Below are 14501 nucleotides of genomic sequence, written 5' to 3' on the forward strand. Positions count from 1 at the left end.
ACGATGAACAAAGACAACGAGGAGCCGATGCGGGGACTGTTCATCACAGGTACGGACACAGGAGTCGGCAAAACGATGGTGACAGCTGCCATAGCAGCGGCGCTTCGTGCGGACGGCTGCCAAGCAGGCGTGTGGAAGCCCGTACAATCAGGCGCAGGCCTGGGCAGTGGTGAAACGGATGCAGAGCGGTTGTTGCAGCTAACAGGGATAAAAGAGCAGCCGGATACCGTTGCGCCATACACATTTGAAGCGCCGCTGGCTCCAATGCTTGCTGCCAGACTTGCCGGCGTGACCTTAACGCTGCAGGAGCTGATCGCCGCGGGCAAACCGCTTATCGAGCGATACGATGCCCTGCTGATCGAAGGCGCAGGAGGCGTGGCCGTTCCGCTGAACGATGATGCTCTGATAGTGGATTTGATCGCAGAGCTTCAAATACCTGCACTGATTGTTGCCCGTTCCGGACTAGGCACAATTAATCATACGATTTTGACGGCAGCTTTTTTATCGCAGCATAGAATCCCGATTCTAGGCGTTATCTTAAATGACTGTGATGATCAAGACATTCAAAACGATCCGAGCGTTGTCACAAACGCGGAGCTTATCGAGCAGTATAGCGGTCTTCCCGTTCTCGGCCGGTTTCCTTTTTTGCCTGCTGAGGTTCATACAGATCTTTTCATACATACAGCTAGAAAATCCATTCAACTTGCGCCGATCAAAAAAGCGCTAAAAATTGTGCCCCGATGAACGCCAAGGAGGAGAACATGAACTTGAATATGAACATCATTTCAACCCATAAGGAGTGGCCTTTGTTGGCCCAAAAAGCATTAAACGGCGAACGTTTGACGGAAGAAGAAGGGCTGGCTGTGCTCGAAGCAAGCGATGATGAGGTGTTGCCGCTGCTGCAAGCCGCTTTTCAAGTAAGAAAGCACTATTACGGCAAAAAGGTCAAATTGAACATGATTATTAATGCGAAAAGCGGACTCTGTCCCGAGGACTGCGGCTATTGCTCGCAATCGATTGTTTCTACGGCGCCGGTAAGTAAATATACCTTGCTTGATAAAGATACGCTGCTTGCCGGCGCACGTGAAGCTATGGCGCGTAAAGCCGGAACATACTGCATTGTAGCGGCAGGCAAGGGACCGACCGACAAGGAATTGGCGCAAGTCGTGGATGCCGTGAAAGAGATTCGTGAAACAATGCCGCTAAAAATTTGCGCTTGCCTAGGCATTTTGAAGGACGAGCAAGCGCAGCGGCTTGAAGAAGCAGGTGTACATCGGTACAACCATAATCTCAATACGAGCAAAGCGAACTACCCATCGATAACGACGACCCATACGTACGATCAGCGTGTTGAAACGGTGGAAAAAGTCAAGACATACGGCATGTCCCCCTGCTCCGGCGTCATTATCGGGATGGGCGAAACCAATGAAGAAATTGTGGAAATGGCCTATGCGCTGCGTGATCTGGACAGCGATTCGATACCAATTAATTTCCTCAATGCCATTCCTGGAACGCCATTGGAGCATGCAGGCCGCACTCCGGCGATGAAGGCTTTGAAAGTGCTCGCTTTATTCCGTTTCATCTGTCCATCCAAAGAAATTCGTGTAGCGGGAGGCCGTGAAGTAAATCTCCGTACATTGCAGCCTATGTCGCTGTATGCGGCCAATTCGCTATTTGTCGGTGATTATCTGACAACGGCAGGTCAATCGATTGGTGTGGATCACCAAATGATTGAAGATTTGGGTTTTGAGATTGAACTTAACGCTTTGTAAGGTGGTACGGACAATGAGTGCGGAATCTTCTTTAAAATGGATGGAACAGGAACTAGCCTCTCTGGACGAAGCCTCCTTGAAACGATCCTTGCGGGCAAGTTCGGCGATTTCAGGGTTTCCTGGGCGCATGTTCCACGGAACAAGGGAGCCCAACCTGCCGAACTTGCTCAACTTGTCCGGCAACGACTACCTTGGGCTGTCCCAGCATCCTGCGATGATTGAAGCGATGCGAGAGGTACTGCTCCAGGAAGGGGTTGGCGCGGGGGCATCCCGCCTTGTGACTGGCAACCGGTCTGCGTATACGGAACTGGAAGCAGCCATTGCCGATTGGCAGAGCTGCGAAGCAGCCCTTGTATTTGCCAATGGGTATATGGCAAACACAGGAGTTATCCGAGCCGTGGTTGGCCGGGATGATGTAGTATTTAGCGATCAACTGAATCATGCCAGCATTGTGGACGGTATTCTAATGAGCCGGGCGGAGTTGGCCCGTTACCGGCATAACGATATGGAGCATTTGGGAGCGTTACTGCACAAACACCGCGACAGGAAGCGAAAGCTGATCGTTACGGATGCGGTCTTCTCCATGGACGGAGATCAGGCCCGCTTGGAAGATCTCATCCTGCTCAAGCATGAGTATGGAGCGATGTTGATGGTGGACGAAGCGCACAGCGGAGGAATTTATGGAAGATATGGCGAGGGATTATGCCATATACGTGGGGTCAAGGATGAGGTGGACATCCATATGGGAACGTTCAGCAAAGCCTTCGGCGCCTATGGAGCGTATGTGTGCGGGAGCCGGATGCTCATTGATTTTCTCGTAAACAAGGCGCGTACGCTTATTTATTCAACGGCGATACCGCCTGCGCTGGTCGCAGGCATTGCTCAAGCTTTAGTGCTTGTGCAGCAGGAACACTGGCGGCGTGAACGGCTGCATACCAATAGTCGTTCTTTTCGATCTCATCTGCAAAAGGCCGGCTTCCTCGTTGGAATCGGCGATTCTCCTATCGTGCCGATGATCGTCGGCGATAATGAGACTGCCTTGCGCTTCAGCGCTGCGTTGGAAGAGAAAGGCATCGCAGCGGTGGCGATCCGGCCACCGACGGTTCAAGAAGGGACAGCTCGTATCCGCTTCTCCTTATCCGCAGCCCATACAGATAAAGAACTGCGGGATGCAGCGGCGTGTATTCGTGAAGTAGGGCTGCAGCTTGGAGTGATGGGATGATGACACTAGAGAAGAGAGCAACGATCGTCTGGTTGCCTGGGTGGAGTATGCCGCCCGAGGTGTTTGATCAACTTTGTAAGACGCTGCCTGAATATCAGCATGTGTATCTCAACTTTAGCGAAGCTGAAACGCCGGAAGCTTTGTTGACGAACACCGAGCAAATGGTAAGGAAATGGAAAATATCGGCGCTACATAGACCTCTTTTTATTGGCGGATGGTCGCTTGGCGGATTGCTGGCGCTCCATTTAGCAGCTAGAGGTCTTGCGGACGGTCTCATTTTATTTGCAGCTACGGCACGTTTTATTCGTTCTAAAGATGAGGCCCATTTTGGTCAGCCTGATGCTTATGTGCGGCAGATGATGAAGGCCACTATGCAGGATGCGCTTGCAGTTGAAACCAATTTTCGCCAAATTTTGTGGACGGAAACAGAGTTGGAGTTAGGAATCAGCGACAAACTTCCTCGAATGGGTACGTGGACAGCTCCCTCTCTGCTGGCAGGACTTCAAATTTTGCGGAAAGTGGAAGTCAGCGCAGTACTCTCGGAAATTGTGTGTCCGGTGCTTCTGTTCCATGGTAGGGAAGACCGAATATGCCCTTACAAAGGGGCGGAAGAGCTTGCAGCGGGACTGTCTCGCGTTCATTTATATGCCATTCCTGATTGCGGTCATGCACCGTTTGTAGGAAGGGAAGAGGAGATCGCTGCGGAAATGAGGCGGTGGCGCGATGAACAGCAGTATGGAAATTGAACGTCAATTCAATCGGAGTTCTGCAGGATCTTATGATGAACATGCCAATGTACAGAAAATGATGGCTGAGCAGCTTGCAGAAGCTCTCGGGGTGTTGGATGTTACAAGAAAGAGTACACCAGCGCGAGTAGGCAGCATTCTTGAGATTGGTTGTGGCACAGGCATTGTGACGAGTGGCTTAGTTGAAAAGTACCCCATAGCGTCGATTACCGCGCTGGACCTTGCACCTGGCATGCTTCGGGCGGCTGAGCAGCGTGTTCGAGGCAGTCAGCCAGCTGACAGGGACATAAGATTCATCCATGGCGATGTGGAGAAGTGGTCGGCAACCGCACCGCCAGCTTCGTTCGATCTGATCGTCTCCGGCGCCTGCTTTCAGTGGCTGCAGCAGCCGAAACAGACGCTTCAGCACCTTCGGCGTCTTCTTCGTCCGGGCGGCGTGTTGGTGTTTACGACATTCGGGCCGACAACATTTTATGAGCTGCATGAGTCTTTCATGGAAGCGTACCGACAGAACGGACAGCAGCCGCAGCGGCACGGGCTGACTTTTCAATCCGGTGCAGGGTGGAGAGAAATGCTTGTTGACAGCGGCTTTACGCACACGCACATTCATGAAGATCGCTTGCTCCACGTAGAAACGTATCCGACGCCAAAGGATTTTTTGCATGCAGTTAAAGCAATGGGAGCCAGCACATCAGAAGCAGCGGTTGCGCCCGGCATTGGCAGACGGCGTTTGTTCGTCGATATGTACAAAGCGTATGTGACGAAGTTTAGCGTATTAGGGGGCGTTTCAGCTACCTATGAGCTTTTGATGATGCAAGCGAAGGTTCCTAATAAAGATAGAGATTCAGACAAGTTCTGAGTTTCTATCTTTTTTGTTCCTACATACTTTTGACACATTTATGTGCTAAGGTATGGAAAATTAGGCGTGGAGGGAAATCATGGGAGTAACTTGGACGAACACAGAGGTTGTTCATTTATTGCTTCGGGCCGGATTTGGAGGGGCAGAGGGGGAAGTTAACGCTTGTGTGGCGCTGGGGCGTGAAGAGACGGTGCGTCGGCTTATCGCAGGAGAAGCATTGACCGAAACGGCGGCGCTGACACCTTTTGATCAGTTAAACGCAGACAGCAAAAAAGCTCTGGATCCGTTACAGCTTGGCGATCAGCAAATGTATTGGTTATACCGGATGGTGAATTCCAGCGCGCCGTTGATTGAGAAGATGACGTTGTTTTGGCATGGACATTTTGCGACAGCAAATTACAAGGTCAAGAATGTCACACTGATGGTTCAGCAAAATGAGCTGTTCCGGAAGTATGCATTAGGCAATTATAAGGAACTGGTACTCGCTATCGGCAAAGATCCGGCTATGATGATCTGGCTTGATGTGAATCGCAATAAGAAAAACAAACCGAATGAAAACTATGCGCGTGAAGTGATGGAGCTTTTTACACTAGGAATTGGTCAATATACCGAAACGGATGTGAAGGAAGCGGCAAGGGCTTTCACAGGCTGGACCTATAATGAGAAGGAGAACAAAGTGGCGTTTAATCCCAAACAACATGACAATGATTCGAAAACGCTGCTCGGTGAGAAGGGGAATCTCGACGGTGATGAGGCTATTGAGATTATTTTTCATCAAAAGTCGTTATCTACCTTTCTGGCCTTGAAATTGCTCAAATATTTCGCCACAGACAATCCTTCAGACAGCTGGGTACAGCAAGTGGCAAAGCTGATCACTGAGAAGGCGACAATCGGAGAAGTGCTTCACGAGCTGTTCATGTCGGATGACTTCTATAACCCCGATTTGCGGTTATCCCTTATTAAAACACCGGCTGATTATGTTGCTGGCATTCTCAAAACCATGCAGCTGCATGTGGCCAAAGGGCATGCGCAAGCGATGAGGAAAATGGGGCAGGAACTGTTTTCACCCCCGGACGTTGCAGGCTGGAGAGGCGGTGCATCATGGCTGAACACCAATTTGCTGCTCGCGAGGTATCAATTCGCTGAGTCCATGGCTGCGCAAATGAACAACAAGCTGGTGGGCACTGCGCCGAAGCAGGCGGAAAGGCCGGAGGAATGGGTGAAGTTGTGGAGTCAGCGTCTGGGAATCACTCAACTGTCTGATAAGACGATGAAAGGTTTAAGCGCTTATGTGGAAGATACCCTCTTACATACAAAGCAGAAAAATGCCGGTTTACGAGGCTTGGTGCAGCTCCTTTTGATTAGTCCGGAAGCGCAAATGAAATAACGGGGGTGAAGGCCATGAAATTGACAAGAAGGGAATTTCTGCTGAAAGGGACCGCGATGTTTGCTACGTTAAGCCTTGGCGGCATTTTGTTTACAGAAACAGGCAGATCGATATTCGCCGGGGGAGCCAGTGACGATGTCGACGAGCCGGTGCTGGTTGTTGTGCAGCTTAGCGGAGGCAATGACGGCATAAATACGCTGATTCCATATGGGCAAGGCGTATATTACGATTCAAGGCCGACATTAGCCTATCAGCAAAAGGACGTGCTTGCGCTTGATCATCAAGTAGGCTTACATCCTAGCCTATCAGGGCTCTCTGACCTTTTTAAAAACGGAAACATGGCGATCATTCAAGGCGTCGGTTACCCGGAGCCGGATCATTCCCATTTCCGTTCCATGGAAATTTGGCAGACCGCAGAGCCTGCGAAAATTAGCCGGAGCGGCTGGTTGGCCCGCTATATAGAGTCTTCGCTGCGCGATAATGCGAATCCGCTTAAAGCGGTTCAGGTCGGTGCGGCGGGCAGCAAAGCTTTTGCCTCGGATAAGATGAGCTTTCCCGTCATTCAATCGCTGGAATCGTATCATGTGATCGATCCCAAAACGCCGATGATGGATAAGAATCGGATAACCAAAGCTTTTTTGGATATGTATAGCGATCAGAACCAGATGGAACAGCTGCGGGTCGTTTCGGGGCGCGGGTATGAAGCTTATAAAAGCGTTGAAGCCATACAATCTTTAACAGCCTCTTATGCCAACAAAGTGGAGTATCCCAAAACGAATTTTGCCAGTGATCTTCAACTCGTTGTCAAGCTGCTGGCGGGAAAGTCGGGAACGCGCGTATTTAATGTCCAAGTTGGCGGTTTCGATGATCATGCCGATGAAAAGGAGCAGCATGCCAGGGTTTTGACACAGGTGGATCAGGGTCTGACAGCTTTTTATAAGGATTTGGAGGCACAAGGTCTGCAGGATCGGGTTGCTATTATGATGTTTTCCGAATTTGGGCGTCGTGTGAAGGAAAATGGGAGTGGCGGTACGGATCACGGCACGGCAGCACCGATGTTTGTGATTGGCGGGAAAGTGAAAGGCGGTCTCTATGGCGCTTACCCGAGTTTAAGCAATTTGGATAACGGGGATTTGAAATATGAGGTTGATTTCCGCTCTGTGTACAGTACGTTGGTGGATCATTGGTTAAAAGGAGATGCTTCGGCCGTACTTGGGAAACCTTATGAATCGTTGAAGTTTATATAGGGAAAGTGGTAACCTAATTGAAGTAGTGAAAATAGTTAGACAAAGTGATACAAGCATGGAAGGAGTGCTGAAGGATGGTGGATATAAAACCGATCTCGGATCATTTGAAGGAGCATTTATCTATCCTTTTTGTGGGATATAACCCTAGTATTCGATCGGGTGAAACCGGCCATCACTATGCGAATCCGAACAATCGCTTTTATCGCATATTATTTCAAACTGGATTAACGCCTCGGCTCTATAAGCCGCAGGAAGATCAAGACCTGCTTGAACTTGGCTACGGGTTTACGAATATCGTGGCGAGACCCTCACTGACGGCTGCTGAAATAACGCCTGAGGAGTACCGACAAGGCCGCATCATTCTCAGGGAGAAGATACAAAACATGCAGCCAAGGGTTGTATGTTTTGTAGGCAAAGGGGTTTATGAGCAGTATAGCGGACGCAGAGGGATGGCTTGGGGCAGCCAGCCAGATCCCATCGTACCAGGCGTAGTAGAGTACGTATGTCCCTCTTCCAGCGGGCTCGTTCGAATGAAATTGGAAGAAATGGTCGCTATCTATACCGGAATTAAAACATTTATCGGGATGGAGTTGGGTAAGGGATGAATATTCCATGGCTGCAATGGGCTAAAGAAATTCAAGCGATTAGTCAAGCCGGGCTTGCTTACGGCGAGAACGGTTATGATTTGGAGCGATACGAGGCGCTGCGCAAGATTAGCGTGGAGATGATGAGCCACTTCACGGACACTCCGATTGACAAAGTGACGGAATTATTCGCCAGCGATACGGGGTATCAGACGCCGAAGGTCGATATTCGGGCGGTTGTTCTGAAGGAGAACAAAGTGCTCCTTGTGAAGGAAAGAGCCGACGGCGCTTGGGCTTTGCCAGGCGGTTGGGCGGATATTGGCTACACACCGAGCGAAGTCGCTGTCAAAGAGACGCGTGAGGAAGCCGGTTACCAAGTCAAGCCTGTGCGTTTGCTGGCGATTCTGGACAAGAAGTGCCATGCACACCCGCCTGCCCCCAACTACGTCTACAAAATATTTATCTTATGCGAATTGGTCGGCGGTGAGGCGCTAGAGGTCAGTTTGGAAACGACCGAAGTCGGCTTTTTCGGCGAACAGGAGCTGCCGCCTCTATCAATTGAGCGGAATACGGTCGAGCAGGTCAAACGGATGATAGAGCTTGCAAGCGGCCCGGCATCACAGGTGCTGCTCGATTAAAACAAAAATGCTCCCCAGTCGTATAGCCACGGCGGGGAGCATTCTGATATTATCGCATCAATATAGGCTTAAGCTGATCGAGAATATCCTCCATTTGCTTGGAGCATTGCTCGTACATCGCTTTGGCTTGTTTATTGTTGGTTGTCAGTCCGTATAACATCAGGTCTGCTTCGATCTGTTTCAGAGTCGCGAAGAGAGTAGCTTTTTCCTGCGGTATGGGAACGTTGATCTTATCGTCAAATAAATCAAGATACAATTGGCCGTACGAATCGACTTGCCCTAGAAAAACATTTTCGACCGTTACCCCGACCTTGTCCAACTCCGTTTTCAGCCATCCCCGGTTAAATGAAAGAGTTGCTAACGCTTCATCTAATATCTCACCGTCCATAATGACGGCTTGCGGCTCTTTCTCCGGTGCAACCTTGATGCCCAAATGCTTCGCAGTGAGCGGTAAATTCTCCCGATGCAGCAACACGTTAATTTCACCGCTGGGCTCCATAATCGCAAATTCAACATCCGCTACTTTGAAAACCGACCGCTTGCGCAGTTGTTCCATAAGTTCATCCGTGGTGAGCCGCTCTTTTTTTAAATTATCTTCTAAAACCTTCCCGTCTCTAATGAGTACGGTGGCTTTACTGTCAATAAAATCGCGCATTTTTTTGCTTTTAAGCTGTAATAGTTCAATGCCCAGCGAACACGCGATCCAAACGGTTAACGAGATTAGACCGAGGTACCATTTCGAATCGATATCTAAGGATATCGCTCCAGCCAGGTTTCCAATGGTAATGCCCGTGATGTACTCGAACAGAGATAGTTGGGACACTTGTCTTTTTCCAAGAATCTTGGTCATGATGAACAATACGATTACAGCTAAAAGGGTGCGTACGATGACTTCATAAGCATCGGGCATGTGATTTCCTCCTTACGTTTCAAAAAGAACTTGGCGGCAGGCAGTAGTTGCCGGGTTTGATGGAACTACAGGGCGCTATTTGAGCGAAATATTCGGCTTGCGGAAATATTGGGAACTACACCAGGATGATGTCAGCAGCAATAGGCAATCAGAAAAAGTAGGCAAGTTTATACATTATTTGTGAAAATAATGGAAGTTATACGCCGGGGCCCAAAGGAAAAACGCCCAGCGGCTCATACGAAGGCTGCCGGCCCAAGTGGCTGCGGTAGAGGACGATGTCCTCTACCCGCCACGCGGGCAGCGAAGGCGCGCCTGCCAGGGAGGCGCGCGAGAACGGTTCCGCCGCTAGCCGGTAGCGGCGGGCTAGCGTGAGATGCGGCCGGTAGGCGCGAGCCTCGGCCTGAAAGCCATGGCGGGCGCAGGCGCCCGCGACCTCGCGCTGCAGCGCAGCCAGCGCGTCCAGGTCGCCGGCGACGCCCGCCCACAGCACCGACGGCGCTGCCGGAGGTCCGAACACGCCGAGCCCCTCGGCGTGTAGGGTCAGCGGCAGCGCAGCTGCTGCAAGCTGGCGCAGGTCGTGCGCCAGCGATTCCGCTTTCTCGGCGGATGCGTCGCCGAGAAAGCATAACGTGACGTGGACGTCCTGCAGATGCGTCCACTTCTGGAAAGGCAGCCGCTCTTTGAGGGCGGCTGCCATGAGAGCCAGCTCCCGCTGCGTGTCTTGCGGGAGCTGGATGCCGACAAAAAGCCGGTACGTGTCGGACGGTGTTGAAAGCGCTTTTGTCGAATGAGCGGAAGGATGCATGCGAGTGTGGACTCCTTTTTGGCTTTTTATGTCGGTGTATCCTGGTTCCGGTTTCCTGCTTCAACTAGCATTGCCAACTAAGGTTTTACTTGATGCATGAGGAGAATATTGCTATCATAGCCATAATACAAAAGCAAAGGTGTGGTCATTCATGGGAAATCGGGCCTATAACTTTAACGCAGGGCCTGCGGCATTACCGCTCGAAGTTTTGCAGAAAGCGCAAGAGGAACTTGTCGAATTTAAGGGTATCGGCATGTCGATCATGGAAATTTCGCATCGCAGCGCGGAGTACGAGCAAGTACATACGGAAACGCAGCAATTATTGAAGCAAATTTTTGCTATTCCTGACGGTTATCAAGTACAGTTCCTGCAAGGTGGAGCAAGTACGCAATTCGCTATGATTCCTTTGAATTTCTTGAAGCCGGGCAAAGTGGGCAGCTATGTGCTGACTGGCGCTTGGGCTGAGAAAGCGGTACAGGAAGCAGGCCTTTTCGGAGAAGTATCGATTGCTGCCAGCTCCAAAGAGAACAAATTCATGAAAATTCCGGATCTCAGTGAAATCAACATTCATCCCGATTCCGCTTACCTCCACTTGACTTCCAATGAAACGATCGAAGGCGCTCAGTTCCAAAGCTACCCGGACACAGGCAATGTGCCGCTTATCGGGGATATGTCCAGCGATATCTTGAGCCGTCCGGTTGATGTATCGAAATTCGGCATGATTTATGCCGGTGCCCAAAAAAATCTAGGTCCATCCGGCGTGACGGTTGTCATCGTCAAAGAAGATCTTCTGCAGGACCTGCCGAAAACAATCCCGACCATGCTTCGTTATGACATTCACGGCAAAAACAATTCCCTGTACAATACGCCTCCGGTGTATTCCATCTACATGGTGAACCTTGTACTGAAATGGATTCAGGAACAAGGCGGACTAGCTGTTATCGAGAAGAACAATCTGGAGAAATCAGGCTTGATCTACAGCGCAATCGATCAAAGCGGCGGTTTCTACCGTGGTCCTGTCGATAAGGGCAGCCGTTCGGCAATGAACATTACTTTCCGCTTGCAGGATGAAGAGCTGGAGAAGAAATTCATCAAGGAAACCGAGCAGAACGGGTTTGTCGGGTTGAAAGGCCATCGCAGTGTAGGCGGCTTGAGAGCATCTACCTACAATGCGGTTCCTTACGCTTCCTGCAAAGCGCTCGCAGATTTCATGATTGATTTCCAAAAACGCAACGGCTAGTAACGAACGAAATCAATGAGCTAAATCAATGAGCTATTCATGGCACCCTCGTGTGCGCGTGGATAGCTTTTTTTTGTCGCAGGATAGAAGGGGCGGTTCGCCGTTTACAATGTCTTAAGATGGCCTCTGAGACGGTTTGAGAGGCTTCTTCTGAGAGGGGGGGCGGAACTAGATCTAGTAGGGTGAAAGAAGAGATTCCAGGCGAAGTTCCTTTCGACAAATGTGAAAATTTCAAGTCTAAAATGAAAATATTTTTTCAAATCCTCTCGAGCCACGCCCCGTCTGGGTTTGCCTATTTCGGGCTCAGAAATGTGTCATAATACACGTTGACAAACACAATATATTGATATAAATTTGAATCTATCAACTAGATGTCGTGGGAAAAAGCGAATTCGGCAACTCCTGAATTCGCAGCGGAAATACCGCGTAATACCGGGAAAACACCCGATTTACCGCTATTTTCAGCCGTTTTCCTGCTTGCGGAAATTCGCTTATTTTGTCGATGAGACAGAGGACAATACTAGATATGGATGGACGGTAAGATTTATATTACTAACTACATATAGGTTATCTACATAAGACTGACACAAGTACGAGAATGTTTGAACCAATGATAGAAATGTTAGGAGACGGAGCCCATGCTGATTGCTTACGATTCGAAAACGGGGAATGTTCGCCGATTTATTAACAAACTTCAAATGCCGGCGATCCAAATCGAGGAAGCGTTGAAAGTGGACGAGCCATTCGTGCTCGTTACCTACACAACCGGATTTGGCCAAGTTCCAGAGAAGGTAAGTTCCTTCCTGGAAACGAACGCCTCCAATTTGATCGGAGTGGCAGCAAGCGGCAACCGCAACTGGGGAGACGGGTTTGCCAAAAGCGCAGACACCATTTCACAACTGTATGATGTGCCTGTGTTAACGAAGTTTGAGTTATCCGGCACCAAAAATGATGTAGAACGATTTGTTCAGGGGGTACATGCAATTGCGGCACATTGAGCTGAATAATTTATTAATGCAACGCGGAGCGGATGGTTTTTTTCAACTAGAGAAGGATAAAGAAGCTGTTGAAGTTTTTATGCAGGATGTTCACAGTAAAAGCCTCACTTTCCCCGATACCTCTTCAAAAGTTCGTTATATGATTGATAACAACTATTATGAGAATGTCTATGAGTACTACACATCAGAAGAAGTAAATCAAGTTTATCAAGTGGCCCACGATCATCAGTTTGAGTTCGCCTCCTACATGGCAGCTTCGAAATTCTATACAGATTATGCTTTGCGCAGTGACGATAAATCCTTGTACCTGGAGCATTTCCCGGATCGCGTTGCGATTGTAGCGCTTTACTTGGGGCGCGGTAACGTTGAGACGGCTAGTACACTTGCTGTGTCGATGATGGAACAGCGTTTGCAGCCGGCGACGCCGACATTCCTGAACGCAGGGAAAAGCCGCCGTGGCGAGATGGTTTCCTGCTTCCTGCTGGAGATGGATGACTCTCTCAACTCGATTAACTATGTGCTGGCGACATGCATGCAGCTTTCCAAAATTGGCGGCGGCGTAGCCGTTAACTTGTCCAAACTTCGCGGGCGCGGTGAGTCTATCAAAGGCGTAGAACGCGCAGCCAAAGGGATTATGCCTGTTCTTAAGCTGATGGAGGATGCGTTCTCCTACGCGGATCAAATGGGGCAGCGCAAAGGCTCCGGAGCGGCTTATTATAACATTTTCGGCTGGGATCTTATGGAGTTCCTGGATAGCAAGAAAATTAATGCAGATGAGAAATCGCGTCTGAAAACACTTTCCATCGGTCTTATCGTACCGAATAAGTTCTACAAGCTGGCCGAAGAGAACAAACCTCTTCATGTTTTCGCGCCTTATACGGTGTGGCAAGCTTACGGCAAGCATCTGGATGACCTAGATATTGATGAGATGTACGATGAACTCTTAGCGAACCCGAAAGTGAAGAAAAAAGTCGTGATGAGCGCGCGTGACATGCTGATCAAAATTGCGACAACGCAACTGGAATCCGGTTATCCTTATATGATGAATCGTACGAACGCGAACAGGGATCATGCTCTGAAAGGGATCGGAACGATCAAAATGTCCAATCTCTGCACAGAGATTTTCCAATTGCAAGAAACATCGGAAATCAATGATTACGGTCAAGATGATGTGATTCTGCGTGATATCAGCTGTAACTTGGCTTCCATGAACATTGCGAATGTGATGGGGCACAAGAAATTGCGTGAAACCGTTCATGAAGGCATGACGGCTTTGACAGCAGTGAGTGACATGACGACGATCAGCAATGCGCCAGGCGTGGCTAAAGCGAATCGTGAGCTGCACTCCGTTGGTCTGGGAGTCATGAACCTGCACGGGTATCTATCGAAAAACAAAATCAGCTATGAAAGCGATGAAGCGAAGGATTTCGTCCGCACGTTCTTCATGGCGATGAACTACTATTCGATCGAAAAAAGTATGGAAATTGCCAAAGCGAAAGGGCAGGTCTTTGAAGGGTTTGAGCTGTCTGAATATGCGAATGGCGCTTATTTTAACCGTTACACAGAAACAGATTACCGTCCGCTTACGGATAAAGTGAAGGCTCTGTTCGAAGGGATGGAGATCCCGTCACCAAGTGACTGGGGCAAGCTGAAAGATGAAGTCCAGAAGCACGGTTTGTACCATGCGTACCGTTTGGCTGTTGCGCCAACACAAAGTATTTCGTATATCCAAAACTCAACTTCGAGCGTAATGCCGATTGTAGAACCGATCGAGACTCGTACATATGCGAACTCAACGACATACTACCCGATGCCATTCATGGCTCGCGACAATTATTTTTACTACAAATCCGCGTATCAAATGGATCAATTCAAAATTCTCGATCTGATTGCGGAAATTCAAACGCATGTGGATCAAGGCATTTCAACTATTTTGCACGTAAATAGTGATGTGTCTACGAGACAACTTGCTAGATTGTATCTGTATGCGGCACACAAAGGACTTAAATCGCTCTACTACACGCGAACGAATCAGCTATCCGTTGAGGAATGTGTCAGCTGTTCGGTGTAATTGGGAAGGGGATTGAACATAG

The 14501-nt window shown here is 49.4% G+C and carries 14 protein-coding genes; 12 read left to right on the forward strand and 2 right to left on the reverse strand.

Annotation, left to right across the window (positions count from 1 at the left end; all coding sequences use genetic code 11):
• The first annotated feature begins 3 nt into the window (after nucleotides 1–3).
• The 9 genes from bioD (at nucleotide 4) to RQP52_RS19385 (ending at nucleotide 8455) form a co-directional block, all read left to right on the forward strand.
• Nucleotides 4–744 carry a dethiobiotin synthase gene (bioD, locus tag RQP52_RS19345; RefSeq protein ID WP_315953375.1) on the forward strand — a complete coding sequence of 247 codons (741 nt, stop codon included), beginning with the start codon at nucleotides 4–6 and terminating at the stop codon, nucleotides 742–744.
• A 17-nt stretch (nucleotides 745–761) separates the two neighbouring features.
• Nucleotides 762–1772: a biotin synthase BioB gene (gene bioB, locus RQP52_RS19350; RefSeq protein ID WP_315953376.1), complete on the forward strand. Its 1011-nt coding sequence runs from the start codon at nucleotides 762–764 to the stop codon at nucleotides 1770–1772.
• 13 nt (nucleotides 1773–1785) lie between these two features.
• On the forward strand, nucleotides 1786–2994 hold the full coding sequence (gene bioF / locus RQP52_RS19355; protein ID WP_315953377.1) for an 8-amino-7-oxononanoate synthase: 1209 nt from the start codon (nucleotides 1786–1788) through the stop codon (nucleotides 2992–2994).
• A complete protein-coding gene (locus tag RQP52_RS19360) occupies nucleotides 2994–3740 on the forward strand; it encodes an alpha/beta hydrolase (RefSeq protein WP_315953378.1) in 747 nt (248 codons plus the stop codon). The genes bioF and RQP52_RS19360 overlap by 1 nt, the downstream gene beginning before the upstream one ends.
• Nucleotides 3718–4599: a malonyl-ACP O-methyltransferase BioC gene (bioC, locus tag RQP52_RS19365; protein ID WP_315953379.1), complete on the forward strand. Its 882-nt coding sequence runs from the start codon at nucleotides 3718–3720 to the stop codon at nucleotides 4597–4599. The genes RQP52_RS19360 and bioC overlap by 23 nt, the downstream gene beginning before the upstream one ends.
• 79 nt (nucleotides 4600–4678) lie before the next feature.
• Nucleotides 4679–5986: a DUF1800 domain-containing protein gene (locus tag RQP52_RS19370; RefSeq protein WP_315953380.1), complete on the forward strand. Its 1308-nt coding sequence runs from the start codon at nucleotides 4679–4681 to the stop codon at nucleotides 5984–5986.
• Nucleotides 5987–6000: 14 nt separating this feature from the next.
• Nucleotides 6001–7233, forward strand: coding sequence for a DUF1501 domain-containing protein (locus RQP52_RS19375; protein ID WP_315953381.1), 1233 nt, complete (start codon nucleotides 6001–6003; stop codon nucleotides 7231–7233).
• Nucleotides 7234–7316: 83 nt separating this feature from the next.
• Nucleotides 7317–7838, forward strand: coding sequence for a mismatch-specific DNA-glycosylase (locus RQP52_RS19380; RefSeq protein WP_315953453.1), 522 nt, complete (start codon nucleotides 7317–7319; stop codon nucleotides 7836–7838).
• Nucleotides 7835–8455, forward strand: coding sequence for an NUDIX hydrolase (locus RQP52_RS19385; RefSeq protein ID WP_315953382.1), 621 nt, complete (start codon nucleotides 7835–7837; stop codon nucleotides 8453–8455). Before RQP52_RS19380 ends, RQP52_RS19385 begins: the two co-directional genes overlap by 4 nt.
• A gap of 49 nt (nucleotides 8456–8504) precedes the next feature.
• Here RQP52_RS19385 and RQP52_RS19390 read toward each other — a convergent pair whose 3' ends face one another.
• Nucleotides 8505–9365: a DUF421 domain-containing protein gene (locus RQP52_RS19390; RefSeq protein ID WP_315953383.1), complete on the reverse strand. Its 861-nt coding sequence runs from the start codon at nucleotides 9363–9365 to the stop codon at nucleotides 8505–8507.
• A gap of 196 nt (nucleotides 9366–9561) precedes the next feature.
• The gene (gene thpR, locus RQP52_RS19395; RefSeq protein ID WP_315953384.1) at nucleotides 9562–10170 is read right to left on the reverse strand and encodes an RNA 2',3'-cyclic phosphodiesterase; all 609 of its coding nucleotides are present in this window, start codon (nucleotides 10168–10170) and stop codon (nucleotides 9562–9564) included.
• 151 nt (nucleotides 10171–10321) lie between these two features.
• On the opposite strand from thpR, the gene serC reads away from it, so the two are divergent.
• From serC to nrdE, 3 genes are all read left to right on the forward strand, one after another.
• Nucleotides 10322–11410 (forward strand): 3-phosphoserine/phosphohydroxythreonine transaminase, encoded by a 1089-nt coding sequence (serC, locus tag RQP52_RS19400; protein ID WP_315953385.1) that lies wholly within the window; start codon nucleotides 10322–10324, stop codon nucleotides 11408–11410.
• Between the two features lie 638 nt (nucleotides 11411–12048).
• Nucleotides 12049–12408, forward strand: coding sequence for a class Ib ribonucleoside-diphosphate reductase assembly flavoprotein NrdI (gene nrdI, locus RQP52_RS19405; protein WP_127457572.1), 360 nt, complete (start codon nucleotides 12049–12051; stop codon nucleotides 12406–12408).
• The gene (gene nrdE, locus RQP52_RS19410; RefSeq protein WP_315953386.1) at nucleotides 12395–14479 is read left to right on the forward strand and encodes a class 1b ribonucleoside-diphosphate reductase subunit alpha; all 2085 of its coding nucleotides are present in this window, start codon (nucleotides 12395–12397) and stop codon (nucleotides 14477–14479) included. The genes nrdI and nrdE overlap by 14 nt, the downstream gene beginning before the upstream one ends.
• Nucleotides 14480–14501: the final 22 nt, after the last annotated feature.

The sequence above is a fragment of the Paenibacillus violae genome (genome assembly GCF_032461945.1).
GTDB lineage: Bacteria > Bacillota > Bacilli > Paenibacillales > NBRC-103111 > Paenibacillus_E > Paenibacillus_E violae.